The sequence below is a fragment of the Shewanella chilikensis genome (genome assembly GCF_037953065.1).
In the GTDB taxonomy this organism is placed as follows: Bacteria; Pseudomonadota; Gammaproteobacteria; order Enterobacterales; family Shewanellaceae; genus Shewanella; species Shewanella chilikensis.
Window position 1 is genome coordinate 2,725,871 of the sequence record NZ_CP149966.1, and the last position, 22,998, is coordinate 2,748,868.

Sequence of the window (22,998 nt, forward strand, 5' to 3'; positions counted from 1 at the left end):
CACAAGTCACAAAAGAGTGATTTACCTCACAGCAACAAACGCTTACGTTGCTTGAAATTTATCTGAAAAAGTTTCTATTCACCGACAAAACTTCGCTATTTCTGAAGTGTTAACCGAAAAATCACCGCAGAACCATCTAAGCGCTCACCGCCCAAAATAGTTACAACAGATATCATTAGAGCTAAAACCTTATGCCTAACTATTTAACCAGATAGCGCAGATAAATACGCCTGTCACTCCGGACCGAACCTGCTTGCTTGGAAGCCGGACTCTGAGATTGAGACTGTGGATAAGGGGAGGACTACCGAGGGAAGCAGAGAATAAGGTGACAATGAGAAAAAGTGATTAGTATGAGGAGTTATGACTAAAAAAAGAGAAATACTGAACCTGGAAACCGACTAACGCTTAACCATGTTGAAACAGGTAACAGATAAATAAAATGAAAAGGCGGATAAACCGCAAGACAAGAGCCCCTGCAAGGGGTTAGAGAGCCCCTGCAAGGGGTTAGAGAGCCCCTGCAAGGGGTTAGAGAGCCCGGCCAAATACCGGGCTCTTGCAACAGATGAAGTCGACTGAGCAGAAAAATAACTGCCGCAGCAAAACCTATGACTGACGACCGAAATCTATCAGGGTGTTGCGATACAGCTCAAGCAGCGCCTCATCGCGTACCCCTACCCCAACACTTTGCGCCGGCATATCGCTCCAGTCATCATGGGGATGGCGCCGCTCATAGGTTTTCTGCATTGTGTGTCCTATAGCCGGCCCGGAACAGACCACCCGTACAGGTCCCTTTCTCAGGGTAAATAGGCTGGGGTCTATCACGTAGGCAATGGCCGAGGGGTCATGCACGTGGCAGCCGGAAATACCCAGACTACGCTGGTAAAAGTCAAGATAGAAACGGCTTATCTGATGAATAAAGCGTCCCGGCTCACCGGCTTCATCGCGTAGCTTATCCAGATACTCGGGCGTAAAGAAACTCTCATGGGTCACATCCAGACCGATAATCACCACGGGCCAGTCGGCGGTAAATACGATATCGGCCGCCTCAGGATCGTCATGGATATTGGCTTCGGCAAACGGGCTGACATTGCCCTGATGACCGTTGACCCCGAAGGCTCCGCCCATAACCACCACTTCCTTTACCAATTTGGTGATCCCGGGTTCATGCTGCAGCGCCAGCGCCAGATTAGTTAGAGGCCCGACAGCCACCAAAGTGATCTCCCCCGGTTGCGCTTTGAGCTGCTCGACAATATATTGCCAAGCCGGACGGGGGTCGGCGCTCAGCTTGACATCGGCGGCGTTGACTTGCAGCTCACCAAAACCGGTTTCACCATGAACTGTGGTGGTAGGGCCGACGGGAGGGCGCAACAGCGGCTTATCCGCCCCCATGGACACGTCTGCCTTCATGCCATATTTCTGTTTCAGATACAGTGCATTACAAGTGCTGTTTTCAATGGTGGCGTTGCCAAATATTGTGGTGATACCGATAAGATCCACAGCTGCATGACCTTCGGCAAACAAAATTGCCATAGCATCATCAATACCGGGATCTGTATCCAGGATAATTTTCTTCGTCACAATCCAGCTTCCTTTGCGATGTTATTGATATTATCTGTGCCACAACCAACCGGTAGCACCGAGCCATTCTAGCGCCAAATCGCGCGCTATGAGCTCCATAATGCCACGCTAAATAGCGAAAACGGTAGCAAAAGAACAATATCTGTTCACTTGTTCACTTAAGATAATCACTACCCTATTTGGCTTTCATCCGGATAAGCTTGAAAGTCCTTATAAGCGGTGAAACACGCAAAAAAGACACAAGAAATACGGCGATATTACGGCCAATTATTGCTTTGTTGACAACCGCCTACAGTAAAAATGCTGTTCTTGATAGCTGCGACCGAATAGGACTTTAGTCTGATATCAGCCACAACCACCTTCCATTAACATCAACACATCAAAACAACAACAAGAGGTGTCCCATGAATGCTGTGCTGTTGATGTTAATGGGCCTGGGCGCGATGACGGCCGGCTATTTTGTCTATTCAAAATTCATCTGCGAAAAAATCTTCAAAGTCGATCCCAACTTCGTGACTCCCGCGCACGAAATGCAGGATGGTATCGACTATGTGCCCACCAATAAATATGTACTCTGGGGCCACCACTTTACCTCAGTGGCCGGAGCTGCACCTATTATCGGCCCGGCTATTGCGGTTATCTGGGGCTGGGTGCCGGCCTTTCTCTGGGTAGTGTTCGGCACCATCTTCTTTGCCGGGGTGCACGATGCAGGCGCCATCTGGGCCAGTAACCGCAACAAGGCCAAATCCATAGGTGCGGTCACGGGGGATGTTATTGGTGAACGGGCCCGCAGCATCTTTATGGTAGTGATATTTTTGGTGCTGCTCATGGTTAACGCCGTGTTTGCCGTTGTCATTGCCAAGCAGTTGATCAACTTCCCCAGCGCCACCCTGCCGGTTTGGGGCGCCATTGTGGTAGCACTCATCATAGGCCAGCTCATCTACCGTCGTCTTATCAACCTCTTGATGGTATCCATTATAGGCGTGGCGGCACTGTACGCGCTGATTTATATCGGCCCATCCATGCCGCTGGCATTGCCGGAAACCCTGGGGCCGCTGTCGGATAACCAAAGCTGGATCATCCTGCTGTTTGTCTATGCCGCCATCGCCTCGCTGCTGCCGGTCTGGATGTTGCTGCAACCGCGGGACTATATCAATGGTATTCAGCTGTTTATCGGCTTAGGCTTGCTCTACGGCGCCGTGCTTCTGGGCGCGCCTGATATAGTGGCGCCGGCCTTTAATACCGATGTGCCCGAAGGCACTCCATCCTTGGTACCGCTGCTGTTCGTCACCATTGCCTGCGGCGCGATTTCCGGCTTCCACGGCCTGGTTTCCAGCGGAACCACCTCGAAACAACTGGATAAAGAGCCGGATGTACGTTTTGTCGGCTACTTTGGCGCCATAGGCGAAGGCTCTCTGGCACTGGCGGCCATCATAGCCGCCACAGCGGGTTTTGCGACCCTGGCCGACTGGCAGGCCATCTATCACGCCTTTGGTCAAGGGGGCGTCAGCGCCTTTATCAAGGGCGGCGCCAATATCCTCGAATCCGGGATAGGCATGGATGAAACCATGGCACAAACCCTGCTGACGGTAATGGTGGTGCTGTTTGCCGGTACCACCATGGACACAGGCTTGCGGCTGCAGCGTTACATCTTCCAGGAATGGGGCAGCATCTATAACCTCAACTGGATGCAAAATGGCGCCGTCGCCACTCTGCTGGCCGTGGGCACCTGCTTGCTGCTGGCCTTCGGCGCCGGCGGTGACGGCTCGGGTGGCATGCTGATCTGGCCGCTGTTTGGCACCACTAACCAGTTACTGGCTGGCCTGACATTGTTGGTGATCACAGTGATGCTGGTGAAACTGGGTCGCCCCATGTGGTATACCCTGGCTCCGCTTATCTTCCTGCTGGTGATGACCACCATGGGCCTGCTTATTCAACTCAAAGGCTTCTACGACAAGCAGGATTGGTTCCTGTTTACTCTGGACTTGGTGGTACTCATCGCCGCCATAGTGATTTCACTGGAGTGCAGTGCCACGCTGAGCCGTTCGCTCAAGGCGCGTAAAACTGCGGCGGAGAACGACTGATGAAACTGGCGAAGATCAAGGCATTGGTCAAAGACCTTAGCCACCTGGCGGAAGAGGCGTATAACGCCCCCTTCCGCTCGGCAGTCGCCCGCGCCCGCAGGGAGCAGGACGATCTTTTTATGCTACTGATCTTCTCCGAAATGATGGGGGTACCCAACCCGGCCAGTTACTACACTCTGGAGCTACAGCCCTTGATGCTGGAAAAGTTCCATGACTGGCACCTGCGTATGGGTATGCCCCACTCGCCGCTGGATCAGTTCAGATGCTGTTGAAACAAGATGTTAATTAAGGACGGGCTATGGCGCAGCTGACAGACAAACGTATTCTGTGGGTGGGTGGCAAAGGCGGTGTCGGCAAGACCACTGTCTCCTCCTCACTGGCCCTATTGGCGGCCGGACGCGGCAAGAAAGTCCTGCTGGTATCCACAGACCCAGCCCACAGCCTGAGCGATGCCTTTGCCAAACAGATAGGCGATCACTACACCCGGCTGGCACCCAATCTGGATGCGCTGGAAATCGACCCGGATGAGGAAGTGCGCCAACATCTCGACCGTGTCAGCCAACAGTTGAAGAGTTTTACCCGCCCGGAGATGTTCGCTGAAATTGAGCGGCAGATGCGCCTCACCCGTCAGTCTCCCGGTGCCCAGGAAGCGGCCTTGCTGGAGCGAATTGCCAAGACCCTGGAAAGCGGCCTCGGTGAATACGATCTGATTATTTTCGATACCGCGCCCACCGGCCATACCCTTAGGCTGCTCAGCCTGCCTGAGGCGATGGCCGCCTGGACCCAAGGTATGCTGAGCGCGAATCAGAAATCAGAAAAGCTCGGCGCCATGCTGTCGCACCTGACACCCAGGCGGGGCCGTGATGTCGATAACCCCTTCGACGATCCGGCCGAGCACGCTACCGCCGGAATGGAGCCGCGCAACAAGGCCATAGCCGAAACCTTGCTGGCGCGACAACGGCTGCTGCAGCGCACCCGTGAGCTGATTAAAGATCCGCAGCAAACAGGGCTGCTGTTTGTCCTGACCGCAGAAAAGCTGCCTATTCTGGAAACCCGCCGCGCTGTGGCCAGTTTGCAGGCAGAGCAGTTACCGCTTGCCGGTTTGGTAATCAATCGGTTGCTGCCACCCGAGGCCGACGGCAGTTTTCTTGCCAAACGCCGCCAGCAGGAAGCCGTGCACCTCGAAGAGATAGACGCAAACTTTAGCAGGCTGCCCCGCTTTCGACTGCCCCTCAAGGAAACCGATATCCAGGGTCTGAGCGGCCTTGAACAGATGGCGACCGAACTGGCCAAGGCCGGGCTGTAAAGCTGCCTGTTTGTTTTTCCCGATAAAACTTAGCCTACACCCTGGCTATATTGCCGCCGGAAATAACGATAATTTCCGATGCAACTCCATAATGTCCGTGTTGGTATCAGAGTGCTTACCTTCAATATGACATTATCTGTACGTATCAAGTTCTGCCGCGAACCAACGGTTCCCTATGTTGCCCATGTCTACTCTGTGCCGATCTCATTTTCGGCTCACTCCAAGCTGCGAAAAATTTAAAAAAACGCCCCGGTGATTTACTGCCTTACCGGGGCGTTTGGTTGGAGGGTTGCGGCCTGAGACCGCTTTTACAGTAAAGCAGCGCTGTTATTCGAAGCACTGTTATTCAAAGTGCTGTTACTCAAAGGCGATTCGAAGAACAGCCATTCCAATCACTGTCAGTCGAAGAAGCGTCGCCCTTCGGCGGCCATGGTCTTGAGCAATTCGCTCGGGGCGAATCTGTCGCCGAAGCGGCTCTGCAAGCGTTCCAGCTTGGCCAGCAACTGATCGGCGCCCATGGTGTCTATATAGTGGAAAGGCCCACCGAGGAAAGGCGGGAAACCAATGCCGAAGATGGCGCCAATATCCCCGTCGCGGGCAGAGGCTATGATGCCCTCTTCCAGACACCGCACCGCTTCATTGAGCATCTGCACCACACAGCGCTCTGCCAGGTTGGCATTTTCGGCGCCAACACCCGGCGCTATCCCCAGCACCTGATAAACGCTCTTGTCCACTTCCTTCTTCTTGCCGGCTTTGGGACCATAGAGATAGAAGCCCTTGGCGTTCTTGCGCCCCTTGCGGTCATCGGCGAGCAGCTTATCGAAGGCAGAGGGGGCAGCAAAACGCTCACCCAACTCTTTTTCGAGTATCGGCGAAATCTTGGCGCCCACATCAATACCCACTTCATCGAGCAGAGTGATAGGGCCGACCGGGAAGCCAAACTTCACCAGCGCCTTATCCAGGCTCTCGACACTGTTGCCCTCGAGCAGCAGCTGCGCCGCTTCATTCATATAGAGCGCCAGAATACGATTCACATAGAAACCGGCGCCGTCTTTCACCACTATCGGCGTCTTGCCCTGTTTGCGGGCAAAGGCCACTGTGGTGGCTATCGTCTGGGGGGAGGTCTTGTCGTGAGCAATCACTTCCACCAGCGGCATCTTCTCTACCGGCGAGAAGTAATGCAGGCCGATGACGTTTTCCGGCCTGGCGGCGGCTTCAGCAATCTGACCTATGGGCAGAGACGAGGTGTTGGAAGCAAAAATAGTGTGTTCACCGCATTCGCGCTCGATATCCCGCACCATTTGATGCTTGAGATTGAGATCCTCAAATACCGCCTCGACCACTATGTCGGCATCCTTGACCCCAACATAGTCTGTAGTGGTCGTCATCAAGGCCATCTGCTTATCGCGCACCGCCGGGGTCATATGCCGACGCTTGACGCCCTTATCCAGTAACTTATAGGCATAGCCCAGCGCATTGCTGAGTCCCTGCTCACTGATATCCTTGACCCGCACCGGAATTTTGGCCTTGGTGGTGGTCACTGAGGCGATACCGCCGCCCATCAGGCCACCGCCGAGCACTACGGCCTTGTGAACCGGACGAGGCTCAGCACCTTCGGCGCCGGTTTCCTTTTTCATTTCTGTGGTGGCAAAGAAGATGGAGCGCAGCGCCGCCGACTCGGGCGTCACCACCAGCTCGCCGAAATGGCGCGCCTCGGTGGCCAAACCTGCCTCTAGCCCCTGGCTCATCCCCACTCGCACACAGTCGATGATCTTGTCCGGCGCCGGATAGTTACCCTGGGTTTTTCTGGCAACCTGTTTACGGGCCTGATCAAAGATGATTTTCTGCCCAAAGCCGTTGCTTTCGAGCAGCTTGTTCATCATAGGTTTATTATTTTTGCCTTTACCGCGCTTGGCTTTGCCGGCCAATGCCAGTTCAACTGCCGCCTCCAGCAGAATCGACTTGGGCACCACATCGTCCACCAGCCCCATCTTCAGCGCTTGCTTGGGGCGAACCTGCTTACCGGTAAGCATCATATCCAGCGCTGTGGTGATCCCCACCAGGCGTGGCAGACGCTGGGTACCACCACCGCCCGGCAGCAGACCGAGCTGAACCTCCGGCACTCCCAACATGGTTTTCTTGTCGTCACTGCACACCCGCAGATGACAAGCCAGTGCCAGCTCGAGGCCGCCACCGAGACAGGCGCCGTGAATGGCTGCAACCACGGGGATCTTCAGCCCTTCCAGTTCGGCAAACACCTTATGCCCCGAGCTCGACAGCTCGCGGGCATCGGCGGCGCTTTGACAGGCATCGAGCATGGAGATATCGGCGCCGGCCACGAAGGAGTCTGGCTTGCCTGAAATGATCACCAAGCCCTTGATACTGCTGTCCGCTTTGATTTCGCTCAGCAAGGCGCTGATCTCAGGGCCGAATTCGGCCTTGAGGGTATTCATGCTTTCGCCGGGTACATCCATGGAAAGAATGGCAATGCCGTCGTCGCGGCGGCTGAGGCTAAAACTCTTGTTGCTGTTTTCCATCTGCAATTACTCCACTTCCACTATCATTGCCACACCCAGACCACCGGCCGCACAGGCGGTTGTCAGCCCCGTACCGCCACCGCGGCGTTTCAGTTCATTACACACTTGGGTGATCAAGCGAGTACCCGTGGCCGCAAACGGATGGCCATAGGCCAGCGAGCCGCCGAGCACGTTGAACTTGCTCATATCGATTTCACCAATGGCGCGGCTCTGACCGAGTTTTTCCTCGGCAAACTTCTTCGAGGCAAACATCTTCATATTGGCCAAAGTCTGGGCGGCAAAGGCTTCGTGCATCTCTATCAGGGTCAGATCTTCGAGCTGCATACCGGCGCGTTTCAGCGCCAGTGGCGTGGCGTAGGATGGCCCCATCAGCATGTCTTGCCAAACATCTATGGCGCTGAAGGCATAGCTCTTGATATAGCCAATGGGGGTGTAACCCAGGGCCTTGGCTTTGCCTTCACTCATCAGGATCACCGCCGAGGCGCCATCGGTCAGCGGGGTACTGTTGGCGGCGGTGACACTGCCGTGCTTGCGGTCGAATACGGGTCTGAGTTTGGCGTAAGACTCAAGGGACGAGTTGTCGCGGATATTGTTGTCACGCTCGATAAAACTCTTGTAGGGCGGCACATGAGCCACCATGACTTCATCCTTGAGCTTGCCTTCATTCCAGCTCTGGCTCGCCAGGGTATGAGAGCGGTGGGCCAGCGCGTCCTGATCGGCACGGCTGATGCCGTGGCTCTTGGCCATCTGCTCGGCGGTTTGCCCCATGGACAGGCCGGTGGAGTATTCGGCCACAGCTGGCGGCACAGGCAAGAGATCTTTAAACCCCAGACGGCGAACTATGTTCCACTTCTGTCCCAGGGTGCGGGCCTTGTTGAGATCGACCAAGGCATGGGCCAACTTGCGGGACACCCCGATAGGCAGCACAGAGGAGGAGTCCGAGCCCCCGGCTATGCCTATTTCGATATTGCCCGTCATAATCGACTCGGCAATATTGACAGTGGACTGAAAACTGGTGGCGCAGGCACGGGTAACACTGTAGGCATCTGTGTGCAAATTCATGCCGGTACCCAGAACAATTTCACGGGCAATATTGGGCGCGGCCGGCATCTGTACGACCTGACCGTAGACAAGCTGCTCAATCAGCTTGGGGTCCAATTCACTGCGACTGAGCAGCTCATTGACCACCATCTTGCCCATATCCAGCGCCGACACGCCGTGAAACGCCGTCGCCTGTTTGGCGAACGGGGTACGCAGACCGGCCACTATGGCAATTCGCTCGCCCCTGGCATTGGTTACCTGTTGTCTGTCACTCATTTGTCACCCTCTTATTAAGCAGCGCACGCCGAAAACTGGCCCTGACACTGCGCTTTATTGTTTTTCCATAAGAGACCCGTACTGCCCTAAACAGGTCTGACCATTAAAAGTGTGATCTGATTCTAACTTCTTGTTGGCCGGTTTTAAACACTTGTTTGTTTTTTTAACACTAGCCAAGGGCGCAGGGAATTCTTTACCATAACCGCTGTCTATAGTTGGGCCTTAAAATAAAACGAGTAGCATCATGCCTTTGAGTCGATTTCATGCACTGCGGACCTATCTGGATCAAGTGATCATAGGTCAGCCAATTTTGACCGAAAACCTGCTTATCGCTCTGATAGCCGATGGCCACCTGTTAGTGGAAGGACCACCGGGGCTGGCCAAGACCCGGGCCGTTAAAGCGCTGTGTGATGGCATTGAAGGCGACTTTCATCGCATTCAGTTTACCCCGGACCTGCTGCCGGCCGATTTGACCGGCACCGACATCTATCGCGCCCAAACCGCGACCTTTGAATTTGAGGCCGGGCCGATATTTCACAACCTTATTCTGGCGGATGAAATCAACCGCGCCCCGGCCAAGGTGCAATCGGCCCTTTTGGAAGCCATGGCCGAAGGCCAGGTGACGGTGGGCAAGCACTCCTACAAGTTACCACCGCTGTTTTTAGTGATGGCGACCCAAAACCCGCTGGAAAACGAGGGCACCTACCCGTTGCCGGAAGCCCAGCTTGATCGCTTCCTGATGCACCTGAACCTGGATTATCCGGAGGCAGACACTGAGCTTGAGATCCTGCGTTTGTCCCGCAGCGAAGCCAAGACCCACGGCATGGAGAAAGTCACTCCCATAGGCCAGCAGGAAGTATTCCTCGCCCGGGAGCAAGCGCTGGAACTGTATCTGGCCGAGCCGCTGGAGCGTTATATTGTCGACTTGGTGATGGCTACCCGCCAGCCTCAGCGCTACAGCGACCAGTTGGCCAAGTGGCTGGAATACGGCGTCAGCCCGCGGGCGACCCAATCCATCGAGCGCTGCGCCCGCGCCCGTGCCTGGTTGTATCAGCGTGACTTTGTCTCCCCTGAAGATATTCAAGCCGTGGTGCCCAATGTACTGCGCCACCGTTTACTGCTGAGTTATCAGGCGCAGGCCGAAGGGGTCAGCCGCGATCAGGTGATTGACCATGTGCTCAATCAGGTGGCCGTTCCCTGATGAAAGCCGCAGCAACAGACTCTTCACTGCCACTGTTTGCCGACGGCCTCCACTTGTGTGAGGCCGAGCTGCTTGCCTGCCAGAATATCGCCCGCGCTCTGGGTGACAGGCAGGGAAAAGCCCGCGCGGCCATGGCCGGTCACAGAGCCAGCCTGGTCAAGGGCCGCGGCATGGAATTTGCCGAAGTGCGCCATTATCAACAGGGCGATGATGTTCGCACCATAGATTGGCGGGTCACCGCCCGCACCGGCAAGGCGCATACCAAGCTGTTTGTCGAGGAGCGCGAGCGCCCTATTCTGCTGTTGGTGGATATGAAGCACAGCCTCTATTTCGGCTCCCAGTTGCTATTACAGTCGGTACAGGCGGCGCATCTGGCGGCGACCTTGGGCTGGAATGCCATCATGCAGGGCGACCGTCTCGGCGCGCTGGTGGTGGGCGATAGCGCCCACAGAGAGCTGAAGCCAAGAGCACGCAATCAGGGGATCCTGGCACTGATATCGGCGCTGGTGGCGGTACACAAGTCGCAGCTCGAAGCGCTGGACAGCCCCCATGAAGATGGTCAGGCGTTAATGCTCCAGGCCTGTCAGCGCCTGGCAAGACTGGCCAAACCCGGCTCCCTTATCTGGATAATCACAGACGGCAACGGTTTTGGCAGCGAATGTCAGCAGGCGCTGTCGGAACTCAAACGCCACTGCGAGCTGGCGGCCTTTGTGGTAACAGATCCCATGCGTGAGGGCACACTCGAGCTGCCGCGGCAGTTTGCCCTGCCGGTACGGGAGTCAGGCCGCAGCCTGATCCTGGATCGCAGCGGTTATGATGCCTGGCTCGGTCGTCAGCGCGCCAACCTGGCGCAGTTTGATACCCTGATGCAACAACTCAAGGTCCCGGTTCGCACTCTGGATGCCGGCCGGCGCCTCAATCAACAATTGACACTGTTAAGATGAATCCCAATCAAGCCAATCCTGCGCTGAGTGCGCTCAAGGATATTCAACTGCCGGCCGAGGTGCCCTTTTGGCCTCCGGCTCCCGGTATTTGGCTGCTGATGCTGCTGGCCTTGTTACTGCTTGGCGCCGCGGTATTCTTTGGCTATCGGCGCCTGCAGGCAGCCAAGGCTCACAAGGCGGTGGCTCAAGCCGCCATGACTGAACTGACACAGCTGCAGGACCAGGACCCGGAGCTGCTATCCAAGATGAGTGCATTGTTGAAACGCACCGCCATCAGCTATGGTGAGCGCGCCCAGGTGGCCGGACTCAGCGGTAAATCCTGGGCCGAGTACCTGGATAACGCACTGCCAGCCGAGCAGCGCGGGCGCTTCGCCTCTTTGCTCGAAAATCAATACAGTGGTCAACCGAGCGCTGCCCCTGCCGAGTTGCGGGCGCTTTGTGTTTGCTGGCTCAAGTGCGCGCCGAAACACTTTGCCAAGGGAGGCAAGCCAAGATGCTGACTCTCCATTGGCCCTGGTTACTGCTGCTTCTTCCCTTGCCGCTGCTGCTAGCCTATCGCCCCGCCGTCAACAGCGGCGGGCAACTGCAACTGCCCGGCGTCGATGCCCATGCCCGCGAGCAGCAACAAAGCAAACGCAGAGCGCCCTTGAGTCTCTGGCTGGCGTGGTGCCTGTTGCTTTTGGCCATCGCCCGGCCACAGTGGCTCGGCGATCCCATAGAGCTGCCCACCGAAGGGCGGGATCTGATGCTGGCGGTGGATCTCTCCGGCAGTATGCAGATTGAAGACATGGTGCTCGATGGCAAGGCGGTAGACAGATTCACCCTGATCCAGAAAGTGGTCAGCGACTTTATCGAGCGCCGCGCCGGCGATCGTATCGGCCTGATATTGTTTGCCGATGCCGCCTATCTGCAGGCGCCACTGACTCAGGACAGACGCTCTGTGGCTCAGTATCTCAAGGAAGCCCAAATCGGCCTGGTGGGCAAACAGACCGCCATCGGCGATGCCATTGCCCTGGCGGTAAAACGCTTCGATAAAGTGAAAGACAGCAACCGGGTGTTGGTGCTCTTGACCGACGGCTCCAACAATGCCGGCAGCATAGTGCCGGATCAGGCCGCCGCCATTGCCGCCAAGCGCGGCATCACCATCTACACCATAGGTGTGGGCGCCGATGTGATGGAGCGTCGCACCCTGTTTGGCCGTGAGCGGGTCAACCCCTCGATGGATCTGGATGAAGCTCAGCTGCAACGAATAAGCGATGCCACCAAGGGGCGCTATTTCCGTGCCCGGAATACCGAAGAACTGGAGCAGATCTATCAGGAAATCGACAAGCTGGAGCCCGTCAGCCGTGACGCCCTCAGTTACCGGCCGCAATCCGAGCTGTTTTACTGGCCGCTGGGGCTGGCGCTGGCGCTGAGCGTACTGCTGCAGCTGCAAAGCCTGTTGCTCAGCGTCTGGCCAGGGCGTTGGGGGAGGAAATCATGAGTTTGCACTTTATCCGTCCCGAATGGCTGTGGGCCTTAGTGCCACTGGCATTGCTGTTAGTGCTGCAAAGTCGCCGTCAAGCGGGCCAATCTGACTGGGATCGTTATATTGCGCCGCATCTAGCGCCACTGCTGTTGACCCAAGGCAACAAAAGCCGCCGAAACCGCCTGCCCTGGCTTGGTCTGGGCTGGTTGGTGGCAGTATTGGCCTTAAGCGGCCCGGCGCTTTACAAGAAACCCCTGCCGGTATTTGCCAGCAGCACAGGACGGGTGCTGGTGATGGATATGTCTTTGTCCATGTATGCCACAGACGCCGCCCCCAACCGTTTGACCCAGGCCAGATTCCGCGCCACGGATCTGCTGGAGCAACTCAATGAAGGGGAAACCGCCCTGCTGGCCTACGCGGGTGACGCCTTTGTCATCAGCCCCTTGACCCGGGATCGCAACACCCTGCTCAATCTGTTGCCAACCCTGAGCCCGGCCATCATGCCAGTGCGCGGCTCCAATTTGGTCGCGGCACTGGAGAAAGCCAAGGAACTGCTCAGCCAGGGCGGCCACCTGCAGGGCGATATCATCTTGATGACAGATGGCGTCGGCAGCCGTCAGCTCAATGCCGCCAAACAGGCGATTGAGGGCAGTCACTACCGCTTGGGCATTCTGGCGATAGGTTCATCCCAGGGTGCACCGATAACGCTGCCGGATGGGCAACTGCTCAAGGACAGCCGAAATGAAGTGGTAGTACCGGCCACCGATTTTGGTCTGCTCAGCGAGCTGGCAAGTGCCGGGAACGGCATTTTGGTGCCCTACAGCAACGACGGCAAGGATCTGCAAACGCTGCAGCAGTGGCTCGCCACCAGCTCGGATGCCACAGAAACAGATCTTGCCGGCGATACCTGGGTCGACCTTGGCCCCTATCTGGCGCTCTTGCTGTTGTTGCCGCTGCTCTTGAGCTTTCGCAGCGGCCTACCGGTGCTATTGCTGCCCTTGAGTCTTGGCCTGCTTGTCAGCCCACCAAGCCAGGCAAGCGGCTTCGATGACCTTTGGCAAACCCGGGATCAGCAGGGAATGCAGGCATTCAAGCAAGAGGATTTTGCCACTGCCGCCGACAAGTTTGTTGACCCCGCCTGGCAAGGCAGCGCCCGCTACCGCGGCGGCGATTATCAAGGCGCACTGCAAGCCTTCGAGCAAGATGACAGTGCCACAGGCTTATACAACCAAGGCAACGCCCTGATGCAGCTTGGCCAATATGAAGAAGCCATCAAGCGTTACAGTGACGCCCTGACAATAGTGCCCGATATGCAGGATGCCATTGACAATAAGGCGTTGGCGGAATCCTTGCTAAAGCAGCGAAAACAGCAACAAGATCAACAGAGCCAGGATAAGCAAGAGGATCAAAGCCAGCAGGATCAACAACAGAATTCTCAGTCCGGCAAGGATCAGAGTCAGGGCAGTCAGGACAGCGCCCAGGGTGACAACAGCCAGGGCCAAAACCAGGACAAAGAGCAAGGCCAAGACAGCCAAGCCGACCAAGGCTCAAGCAAGGACTCGCACCAGGGCTCAGATAAAGACGCTAACAAAGAAAATAGCGAGCCTTCCACTACCGACTCGCAGCAAAATGATGCTGACAATGCCACTGAGAAGGACGCCGAGAAGGACGCCAAAGGCGATCAGAACCCGCAAAATGCCGAGGATAACACTGGCGCAAGCTCTGAGCCTGAGATGCAGGCTGCTTTGCCGCAAGAGCAAGAGCCGCAAAATGAGTCAAGCACAGCTGCAGGTCAAAACGGTGCTGGTCAGCAGGATGGCTCAGAGACTGATGCAGACAAGGCCAACTCGGCGAGCCTTGCCGAGCAACAAGAAGGGCCAAACGATGAACAGATTAAGGCACAAGTTGCCGCCTCGTCACTCGAGGACACCGAGCCCCTGCCCCCCGAAATGGAGCGGGCGCTGAAGGCATTGGTGGATGACCCGGCCACTTTGCTGCGCAACAAGATGCAACTCGAGTATCAAAAACGCCGCCAGCGCGGCGAGACACCCAAGGACAATGAACAGTGGTAACTAGACTTATTCCTCTATTGCTTCTGTGCCTGCTGCCGCTCAAGGCACTGGCACTGACTCAGCTTCAGGCCTCGGTCGATCGCAATCCCGTGACCGAGAGCGAGTACTTTATGCTGTCCGTGGTGGCAGATGATGAACTCGAAGCCCAGGCACTGGACACCTCGGCACTGTTGAAAGACTTTATCGTCGGCCGCACCAGCGTCAGTCGCAGTACCCAGATCATCAATTTTGATGCCCGCAAGGAAACCCGCTGGCAAGTGATGCTGGCCCCCAAAACCACCGGCCAGGTTACAATTCCGGCCCTGAGTATCGATGGCGTCAGCAGCGATGCCATCGAATTGAAGGTGATGCCGGCCGGTAGTCGCCCCGAGGCGCAAAAAAACCTGTTTCTGCGTACCAGCATCTCGGCCAAGGAAGCCTATGTCGGCCAACTGCTCACCTACAAGGTAAAACTCTTTTTGGCCGTTGAGCTGCAGCGAGGGGTGTTGTCGGCGCCTTCCATCAGCGGCGCCCAGATAAAACAGCTCGGCGAGGATAAAGAAAGCAGTGAAATCGTCAACGGCCGCCGTTTTCGGGTGATAGAGCGCAGCTACGGCATCATAGCCGATGAGCCGGGCGAGCTGGCGATTTCCGGTGCCAACTTCTCTGGCGATGTGCTGGTCGATACCCCAAGGCGGGGCATGTTCGCCTTTCAGGAAAGTCGCCCCATGCAGGCCCAAAGCGACAGCATGCTGGTCAGCATCAAGCCCATTCCGGCCGAATATCACGGCGACTGGCTGGTATCGGATCTGGTGATGCTCAAAGAGGAATGGGACGACAAGCAGACTTTTGAAGTGGGTCGCCCTATTACCCGCAACCTGACACTGCTGGCATCCAATGCCGATGAAACCAGCCTACCAGAGCTGAAACTGAGCTTGCCGGACAATCTCAAGAGCTATCCGGAAAAGGCGCAGCGCAAGACCTTCGTTCGCGACAACCAACTGGTATCTCAGCTGACCCAGACCATTGCCATAGTTCCCTCCAAACCGGGAAGCTATACCCTGCCGGAGATCAAGGTGCCTTGGTGGAATCCGCATTTGAAACAGCAGGAGTTCGCCCTGCTGCCGGCGCGTACTATTCAAGTGGCTCCCGCTGCCGATATGCCGCAGCCCGTCATCAACCCGCCGCAGGAAGAATCAAACCTCAGCGCCGGCTTCTGGCCTTGGTTGACCGCCCTGTTTGCATCACTGTGGCTGGCCACCTGTGTGCTGTGGCTAAAGGCGCGCAAACAACAAGCTATAGCGGCACCTTCAACAGTGTTGCAAGCTAAAGCAAGCGAAACCCAGCCGGGATTGGCTCAGGCTTGTCAGCAAGGGGACTTGAGCCAGGTGTTCAAGGCGCTGAAGCAGGAGCTCAGTGATATCACGGGCCATAGTGTCACACTCGATGAACTGCCTAAACTGGCCCCTGAGTTGGCCGCCGTAATCGCCAAGATTCAAGCCAGCCGCTATGGCAAACAAGGTGGCGATCCCGCTCAGTATTTCCCGGCGCTGCTGCAAGCCTTTGAGCGCTTCAAGAGCCAATACTCCGAGGCGGCTGATTCTGCCTCGGTGCTGGCGCCGCTGAATCCTTAATCTGCAGCTTCAGCCATAGCGTCTAATCGCTATGGCTGAGCGCTTGTCCGGGCAAAGTCCACAGTTCCCCCCTTTTTCAAGACCTTTAACAGCTGACTCTTTAAACAAACGGTTGTCCCTTCTTTTTCAACAGTGTGTTTACCCAGTTCCCAATATTGGAGCCACCACTTTTACCGCTTATAGTACTTAAATCCAGGCTAAATCGGGCTTGTAACCAAATTTACGTTCATGATATTTGCCAGAATGCCCTCAAGGCCATTAAGCTTAGCGGCAACAAAAATAAAACAAGCATGAAAATGTTCGATAGCTGGCGAAAGAAAAAGTCTGATGATGCGGTCATTTCTGACATGCTGAATAAACAAAGACGTTACGATAGCCTGGTCAGGGCGCTGCATGCCGATATCTACCGCTACGCCTTTTGGCTTTGCGGCGATCGTCATGTGGCTGAAGATATCACCCAGGAAACGTTTCTCCGGGCTTGGCGCTCGCTGGATTCATTGAAAGATGACAAGGCGGCCAAGGCTTGGTTAATCACCATTTTACGGCGGGAAAATGCCCGCCGCTTTGAGCGTAAACAGTTTGATTATGCCGATATCGGCGAAGAACATTGGCAAGATCCCGGTTCCCAAAGCCAGGAAGAACATGCCGAGCACTACCTGCTCAGGCGTCAAATAGCCCAATTGGAACCCGAGTATCGGGAGCCTTTGTTATTACAGCTGATAGCCGGATTCAGTGGCGATGAAATTGCCCAATTGCTGGATCTAAACCGAAATACTGTCATGACCCGCTTGTTTCGGGCCAGGAATCAGTTAAAAGAAGCACTGGAACACTCCAAGGTCAGAGGTCAATCCAATGGATGAGCTGAAGTTTCGCCGCCAGGCCTATGGCGACCCCAATAATCAGGATCCCGAGTTTCTCGAGGCTCTAAGTCAAAACGAGGACAGTCAGGCGTTTGTCGCCGAACTCAAGGCACTCGATGGCAAGATAAGTCAGGCACTCAGAATTCCTGTGGCCGAAGATCTGAGCGAAAAACTGCTGCTGAAACAACAGTTGGCCGTACACTATCATCGACGCAAACGTACAGGCTGGATGCTAGCAATGGCCGCATCCGTCGCCTTTGTTGCCGGAGTCAGTTTCAGTCTCTGGCGCCAGGGGCCGGTGGATTTAGGACAACACGCCCTTGCCCATGTGCGCCATGAAACCATGGCCATGACCAGTAATGCCGATATCTCTTATCAAGCAATCAATGCCGAACTGGCATCGCTTAAGGGGTTGGGCAGTGCCAGATTCAATAGCCAACCTGGACGGGTGTTTTACAGCACCTTCTGCGATTTTCAGGGAATTGAAAGTATTCATCTGGTATTGGCCGGTGAACAAGGCAAGGTAACAGTGTTTATTGTGCCCGCTGAGCACAGGGTGATGCTCGCCGAAGCCTTTGCCGATAGCGAATACCGGGGAGAGGCGATAAAAACCGACTCAGCTTACCTGGTGTTGGTAGCCGAGTATCCTCAAGACCTGGACGCTATTAAAGAAGAAATAAAACAGAGCTTTATTTAAAGGTTCAGGCTTTGCAATACCAAGTGTGAGACAGTGTTGCCTAGTAGCTGACTCATAGGTAAGCATGAAAAGCCTTGGGAAAGGTTGACCTTGAAAAGTTCACCGAACTAAACCAACTTAATCCTCGGCCGTAAATGCTGTTTTTAATATAACTTTTCAGTCTCTTGTCATATCCAGGAGAGGAAATCGGCCACCGGCTCTTTGGCGGCATCACTACTTTGAGCCAGAAACAGCTCGCCACAAGCCAGCGCATCAGTCAAAGCGTTATGGGCCGAGTACGGCGGCAGATTATAGCGGCTGCGGCAGGCACCGAGGCGCAGACTCCCGCTTGGCAGCACCTCTTGTTGCCGCTGCAGGCGGGTCTTTTCCAGCAGCAGGGTATCTATCACGGGAAGGTGCAGCTTAGTACCATATGCCTGCTGACAAAGCCTGCTGAGAAAAGCGCAGTCCAAAGGAGCATGATGCATCAGTAAAATGTGCCCCTGACTTTGCCGTAACAGCCAAGGCAAAAGCTGCTCGGGCGCCAACGCCCCCTGGTCAAGATGGCGATCCATAATGCCGTGAATCGTGGCGCTCTGGCCGACACTGCCGGCGATACTCACCAATTTGTGGCGGGCGCCGCTGAGCTCCAATCGTCCTTTGTTGATAGGCACCACACCTATGGAGAGGATCTGATCGCACCCCGGCTTAAGGCCGGTCATTTCCAAGTCCAGCGCCATTAAAGGCGCCTCTACCACAGGCTTGGATAACACTGGACTCAAGGCCTGGTAAAAAGACTTGAGAGGCTCTCTTGCCTGCCAGCAATGCCAGGCCAGGCGGGTTCTATGCAGCAAAGGCATTCTAGAAACTCCGGGTAAACTTGAGTCTCAGCGCCGCCTGGGCATCATGCACCACTTTGAAGGCATCCCTGAGTTGGTGGCGCATCAGCGAAGAGAGTGCCTGCGGCATCAGAAAATTACTTATCCCTTGGCCCTGGTCAAACTGACGCCCCTGATTGGCGAGCCGCATATGGGCAATAAATTCATGGGCATCGGCAAGATTGAGAGCATCTTTACGGCTTAAAAGCTTACTTTCCATCAAGGCGCGGATCCGTTTGGCGGTATTGACCTCTTTAATGCCGGCTGCCAAAGCATAAACCCGGGCGATATCATTGATAAGGGCGCTGCCCCTGTGTTTAAGGTCCATTCCCTTGACCTCACTGCCATCCCTGTCGAGTACAAACTTACGGAAGAACCCCAACGGCGGCGACTCACTTAAGGCGTTGCCGGTCAAGGCCGCCAGAAAGATATCGTTGTCTTTGGTCTGCGCCAGCACCTTATCCTGCAGTGCACCAAACAGGCTGTCCGGACCGTATACGGAGCGCATATCGAAAAAGATACTGGCATGCATCAAGGCCTTGGGCTCAGGGATGTTGACCCAGGAGGCAAACTTTTGCTGCCAGCTTGCCAGCGATAAACACCAATTGGGGTTTTGCGCCATGATATCGCCGGGACAATATACGTAACCACACTCATTGAGCCCGGCGCATACGCCCTTGGCCAAGGCCTGAAAGTAACCTCTGGCATGCTCATCCGGCTCTTCGGCCAACAATAATCCATTATCCTGATCCGAGCAGGCGGCCTGATCCTGCCGCCCCTGGGACCCAAATGCCAACCAGCAAAACGCCATCGGCGCCTCCCCAAGCAGCGCCTGATTGAGCTGAATAAGCCTGCGGGTAAGCGCATCGGTAACCGAAGTCAGTACCCGGCCAATCTCCTCGGCACGAGCATCGGCGCTGATAAGGTTTTGCAGCAAAAGCGGAATTTGCCGACTAACACTGATGAGACTCGGCAGATCTTTTTGCCGCTCTATCTCGCCAATCAACAACAAAGGTTGGGATGCCTGGCTACGCAGTATGTCAGTGCTGGTGATCATCCCCACCGGCTGACCTTGCTCCATGACCGGCAGATGGTGAATGTTATGTTCACTCATCAGCAGCATGGCTTCAAATACCAGAGCCTGAGCCTCTATGTGCACAGGCTGGCGGGTCATGGCCTGAAATACGGCTTCATTGCCGCTAAGCCCCTCGGCCAGCACCCGATTACGCAGATCCCTGTCGGTAAGGATCCCAACCAATTTGTGATTATCCAGTACCAGTACAGACGACACCCTGTGCTTGCGCATCAACTTGGCCGCATCGGTAATGGAAAAGCGCTGTTCGACGCCAATGGGCTCATGGGTCATCAGAGTGCTGATCCGGCTGGTAGTGGTCAGATCCCTGGCCCGAAAACGCCCTTGATGGCGCAGCCGTTTGGCATAGGCTCGGTTGAAGAAACGATCGAAGTTGCGACACTCCAGACGCAGAGTGTCAAACAGCGCCGGCGGCACATGATAGACCAAGCCATCTTCAAGGATCAGTACCTTGTTACAGCTCTCTTCGCCCGACAGCAGAGAGGGAAAGCCGAAATAATCGCCCTCTCCCAAGCGGTCAAGCAGTTCGCCCTCTGCATCACGTACTTCAAAGGCGCCACTGCGAACGATATAGAGCATGGGATTAGCTGAGTCCAGCGGCACGGCTTTCATCGACTTGCTGTAATAGCCTATGCTGATGGCACGGCAACATTGCTCCAGTAAAGGGCGCGGCAGTTCATCGAAAGGAATTGTCTGTTGCAGAAAGTGGCGAATGGGCAGTAGTTCACTCTCATCCATGGGCGGCCTTTAAAGTTGGATTGACTCATCACAGTATTGCCCACTCTGAAGAGTACTGACTATCTGGCTTTAGTCGAATACCACCAGCCCTGAAACAGAAAGCCCACACCCCAAAGATGAGTATCCAACCCAAGCAAGATAGATAAAAAATCCCCCGACTAAGCGGGGGATCCTCTGTTTAGTAAGCACTTAAGTAAGGTGTTCATAACTCCTTGCAGCACTCTGGCTTACACAAGAACTGGCGTTCAGGGCACTGACTATCAATGTTCCTGCGCCGTGCCTGCACCTTTAGGGAAGCGAATAGATTCAACCATTTCCTGCACATGTTCAGGAACAGCAGCTGTCATCTTGGCAACGATAATCGCTACAACAAAGTTGATTATCATGCCAACCATGCCGATACCTTCCGGCGAAATACCAAATAACCAGTTCTCGGCATTATTGCCAGCCGGATTGATAAACTTGAAGTAGATGATATAGCCCGCAGTAAAACCAAGCCCCATCACCATACCGGCAATGGCCCCTTCCTTGTTCATCGACTTGGAGAAAATGCCCATCACGATTGCCGGGAACAGTGAAGATGCCGCCAACCCGAATGCCAAAGCCACCACTGCCGCCACAAAACCAGGTGGATTGATACCGAAGTAGCCTGCGATAACTACACCTACAGCCGCCGCGGTTCGGGCATAGAACAGTTCCTTCTTGTCTGAAATGTCCGGCATTAAGTTTTTCTTCAGTAAGTCATGGGATACCGAAGTTGAGATCACCAGCAACAAGCCCGCAGAAGTCGACAGCGCTGCCGCCAGACCACCGGCCGCCACCAAGGCAATCACCCAAGCTGGCAGATCGGCGATTTCAGGGGTCGCCAACACCATGATATCGCGATCGATATCCATTTCATTGTTGCTGTCATCGGTGAGGTTACCCTTGGCATAGTACATCTTGCCATCACCGTTCTTATCGTTCCACTTGATAAGCCCGGTGCTTTCCCAGTTTTTGATCCACTGGGGCGCCGACTCATAGGCAACACCGGTAGATTCAGGGCCATTGATGGTTTCTATCATGTTTACCCGGGAGAATGCGGACAAAGCCGGCACTGTGGTATACATGATGGCAATAAATACCAATGCCCAACCGGCGCTAATACGGGCATCTTTTACCTTGGGTACGGTAAAAAAGCGCACAATCACATGGGGCAGACCGGCAGTCCCCACCATGAGCGCTGCCGTGATAGCGAATACATCTATGGTACTCTTAGCGCCTTCGGTATATTCAGAGAACCCCAGCTGGGTTTGCAGGCCGTCGAGCTTTTGCAGCAGATACACCCCGGTATCGTTCCCGGCGGCATCTATCAGCTCAGCGCCAAAACCAATTTGCGGAATAATGTGGCCCGTCATCATCACAGAGATAAAGATGGCCGGAACCATAAAGGCGAATATCAGCACGCAGTATTGCGCCACCTGAGTGTAAGTGATCCCCTTCATGCCTCCGAGTACGGCGTAAAAGAACACCACTGCCATACCTATATACACCCCGGTGTCGACATCCACTTCCAGGAAGCGGGAGAACACCACACCAACACCACGCATCTGCCCGGCAATATAGGTAAAGCAGATGAAAATAGCGCACACCACAGCCACTACACGAGCCGCCTGAGAGTAATAACGCTCACCAATAAAGTCAGGCACAGTGAATTTGCCGAACTTACGAAGGTAAGGTGCCATACATAAAGCCAGCAACACGTAACCGCCAGTCCAGCCCATCAGGTACACACTGCCGTCAAACCCCACGAAGGAGACGATCCCCGCCAGCGAGATGAAAGAGGCTGCCGACATCCAGTCTGCCGCCGTCGCCATCCCATTCATCACTGGGTGAACCCCACCACCGGCAACATAAAAATCTTTGGTAGAGCCGGCTCTTGACCAGATGGCAATCCCGATATAGAGAGTAAACGAGAGCCCCACAATTAAAAAAGTTAATGTTTGAACATCCATCGGCCCGCTCCTTAGTCTTCGTGTACGTTATATTTTTTATCTAAGGCATTCGCTTTGGCCGCATAAACGAAAATCAGCACTACGAACACATACATGGAACCTTGCTGGGCGAACCAGAAGCCAAGCTTGAATCCCATAAAATGAATTTCATTGAGAACGTCCACCAGTAAAATCCCACAACCGTAGGAAACAGCAAACCAGATGGCCAGCAGTCCCAGTACCAAGCGCAAATTTTCGCGCCAGTACCCCTTTGCCTTGTCATTGTTTTCAAAACCCATAGCGACTCCCCTGTGGTAATAATTATTAAGTCACAGTTAATCTAGCAACCGCCGGGAGCGCTACAATCAAGACCTTAGTCTAAGCCAAAATTTACACACCATTAACAACCAAAGTAAAGCAAACATAATCAAAAGGTTAAGGCCAAAATCGCCAATTAAACGCTCGTTTATTTGCTACGAATCATTAGACCAATGTCGAAGTGATTTTCAAGATAATTTCCGTGAGGCGCTCACTATTCACCGACAAGATAAGCCATTAGCGACAATTACTACTGCATTAAATCCATCTAAAACTGCGGCGAAATGGGCTCACGATTAACTATGTAAAAAAAAGAGGCCTTTTGGCCTCTTGATTGTATTT

At 54.8% G+C, this 22,998-nt stretch carries 18 protein-coding genes; 11 read left to right on the forward strand and 7 right to left on the reverse strand.

Annotation, left to right across the window (positions count from 1 at the left end; all coding sequences use genetic code 11):
* Window positions 1-603: 603 nt before the first annotated feature.
* The gene (locus WKR14_RS12445; RefSeq protein ID WP_101056420.1) at window positions 604-1,578 is read right to left on the reverse strand and encodes a nucleoside hydrolase; all 975 of its coding nucleotides are present in this window, start codon (window positions 1,576-1,578) and stop codon (window positions 604-606) included.
* A 404-nt stretch (window positions 1,579-1,982) separates the two neighbouring features.
* On the opposite strand from WKR14_RS12445, the gene WKR14_RS12450 reads away from it, so the two are divergent.
* From WKR14_RS12450 to WKR14_RS12460, 3 genes are read left to right on the forward strand one after another with little or no spacing between them, the layout of a single operon-like run.
* Window positions 1,983-3,662 carry a carbon starvation protein A gene (locus WKR14_RS12450; protein WP_335917699.1) on the forward strand — a complete coding sequence of 560 codons (1,680 nt, stop codon included), beginning with the start codon at window positions 1,983-1,985 and terminating at the stop codon, window positions 3,660-3,662.
* Window positions 3,662-3,934, forward strand: coding sequence for a cory-CC-star protein (locus WKR14_RS12455; RefSeq protein WP_025009799.1), 273 nt, complete (start codon window positions 3,662-3,664; stop codon window positions 3,932-3,934). Before WKR14_RS12450 ends, WKR14_RS12455 begins: the two co-directional genes overlap by 1 nt.
* A gap of 26 nt (window positions 3,935-3,960) precedes the next feature.
* A complete protein-coding gene (locus WKR14_RS12460) occupies window positions 3,961-4,968 on the forward strand; it encodes an ArsA family ATPase (protein ID WP_101056418.1) in 1,008 nt (335 codons plus the stop codon).
* A 398-nt stretch (window positions 4,969-5,366) separates the two neighbouring features.
* Here WKR14_RS12460 and fadJ read toward each other — a convergent pair whose 3' ends face one another.
* Complete coding sequence (gene fadJ / locus WKR14_RS12465; RefSeq protein ID WP_165565231.1) at window positions 5,367-7,505, reverse strand: fatty acid oxidation complex subunit alpha FadJ; 2,139 nt, start codon at window positions 7,503-7,505, stop codon at window positions 5,367-5,369.
* A gap of 6 nt (window positions 7,506-7,511) precedes the next feature.
* Complete coding sequence (fadI, locus tag WKR14_RS12470) at window positions 7,512-8,822, reverse strand: acetyl-CoA C-acyltransferase FadI (RefSeq protein ID WP_123116491.1); 1,311 nt, start codon at window positions 8,820-8,822, stop codon at window positions 7,512-7,514.
* 244 nt (window positions 8,823-9,066) lie between these two features.
* Here fadI and WKR14_RS12475 point away from each other — a divergent pair, with 244 nt between their 5' ends.
* From WKR14_RS12475 to WKR14_RS12510, 8 genes are all read left to right on the forward strand, one after another.
* Window positions 9,067-10,023 (forward strand): AAA family ATPase, encoded by a 957-nt coding sequence (locus tag WKR14_RS12475; RefSeq protein ID WP_100145617.1) that lies wholly within the window; start codon window positions 9,067-9,069, stop codon window positions 10,021-10,023.
* Window positions 10,023-10,967 (forward strand): DUF58 domain-containing protein, encoded by a 945-nt coding sequence (locus tag WKR14_RS12480; protein WP_101056416.1) that lies wholly within the window; start codon window positions 10,023-10,025, stop codon window positions 10,965-10,967. The genes WKR14_RS12475 and WKR14_RS12480 overlap by 1 nt, the downstream gene beginning before the upstream one ends.
* Window positions 10,964-11,467, forward strand: coding sequence for a DUF4381 domain-containing protein (locus WKR14_RS12485; protein WP_339086348.1), 504 nt, complete (start codon window positions 10,964-10,966; stop codon window positions 11,465-11,467). The genes WKR14_RS12480 and WKR14_RS12485 overlap by 4 nt, the downstream gene beginning before the upstream one ends.
* On the forward strand, window positions 11,461-12,450 hold the full coding sequence (locus WKR14_RS12490) for a VWA domain-containing protein (RefSeq protein ID WP_339086349.1): 990 nt from the start codon (window positions 11,461-11,463) through the stop codon (window positions 12,448-12,450). Before WKR14_RS12485 ends, WKR14_RS12490 begins: the two co-directional genes overlap by 7 nt.
* Window positions 12,447-14,507: a vWA domain-containing protein gene (locus tag WKR14_RS12495; RefSeq protein WP_339086351.1), complete on the forward strand. Its 2,061-nt coding sequence runs from the start codon at window positions 12,447-12,449 to the stop codon at window positions 14,505-14,507. Before WKR14_RS12490 ends, WKR14_RS12495 begins: the two co-directional genes overlap by 4 nt.
* Complete coding sequence (locus WKR14_RS12500) at window positions 14,501-16,120, forward strand: BatD family protein (protein ID WP_226565386.1); 1,620 nt, start codon at window positions 14,501-14,503, stop codon at window positions 16,118-16,120. Before WKR14_RS12495 ends, WKR14_RS12500 begins: the two co-directional genes overlap by 7 nt.
* A gap of 296 nt (window positions 16,121-16,416) precedes the next feature.
* Window positions 16,417-16,980 (forward strand): sigma-70 family RNA polymerase sigma factor, encoded by a 564-nt coding sequence (locus WKR14_RS12505; RefSeq protein WP_101056411.1) that lies wholly within the window; start codon window positions 16,417-16,419, stop codon window positions 16,978-16,980.
* On the forward strand, window positions 16,973-17,677 hold the full coding sequence (locus WKR14_RS12510) for a DUF3379 domain-containing protein (protein WP_101056410.1): 705 nt from the start codon (window positions 16,973-16,975) through the stop codon (window positions 17,675-17,677). The genes WKR14_RS12505 and WKR14_RS12510 overlap by 8 nt, the downstream gene beginning before the upstream one ends.
* Before the next feature lie 167 nt (window positions 17,678-17,844).
* On the opposite strand, the gene WKR14_RS12515 is transcribed toward WKR14_RS12510, so the two are convergent.
* The 4 genes from WKR14_RS12515 to WKR14_RS12530 form a co-directional block, all read right to left on the reverse strand.
* Window positions 17,845-18,516 (reverse strand): exonuclease domain-containing protein, encoded by a 672-nt coding sequence (locus tag WKR14_RS12515; RefSeq protein ID WP_339086355.1) that lies wholly within the window; start codon window positions 18,514-18,516, stop codon window positions 17,845-17,847.
* Window position 18,517: 1 nt separating this feature from the next.
* Complete coding sequence (locus WKR14_RS12520; RefSeq protein ID WP_165565238.1) at window positions 18,518-20,365, reverse strand: DUF294 nucleotidyltransferase-like domain-containing protein; 1,848 nt, start codon at window positions 20,363-20,365, stop codon at window positions 18,518-18,520.
* 260 nt (window positions 20,366-20,625) lie between these two features.
* On the reverse strand, window positions 20,626-22,359 hold the full coding sequence (locus tag WKR14_RS12525; RefSeq protein ID WP_101056407.1) for a sodium:solute symporter family protein: 1,734 nt from the start codon (window positions 22,357-22,359) through the stop codon (window positions 20,626-20,628).
* A gap of 11 nt (window positions 22,360-22,370) precedes the next feature.
* The gene (locus WKR14_RS12530) at window positions 22,371-22,637 is read right to left on the reverse strand and encodes a DUF4212 domain-containing protein (RefSeq protein ID WP_039032820.1); all 267 of its coding nucleotides are present in this window, start codon (window positions 22,635-22,637) and stop codon (window positions 22,371-22,373) included.
* Between the last annotated feature and the right edge of the window lie 361 nt (window positions 22,638-22,998).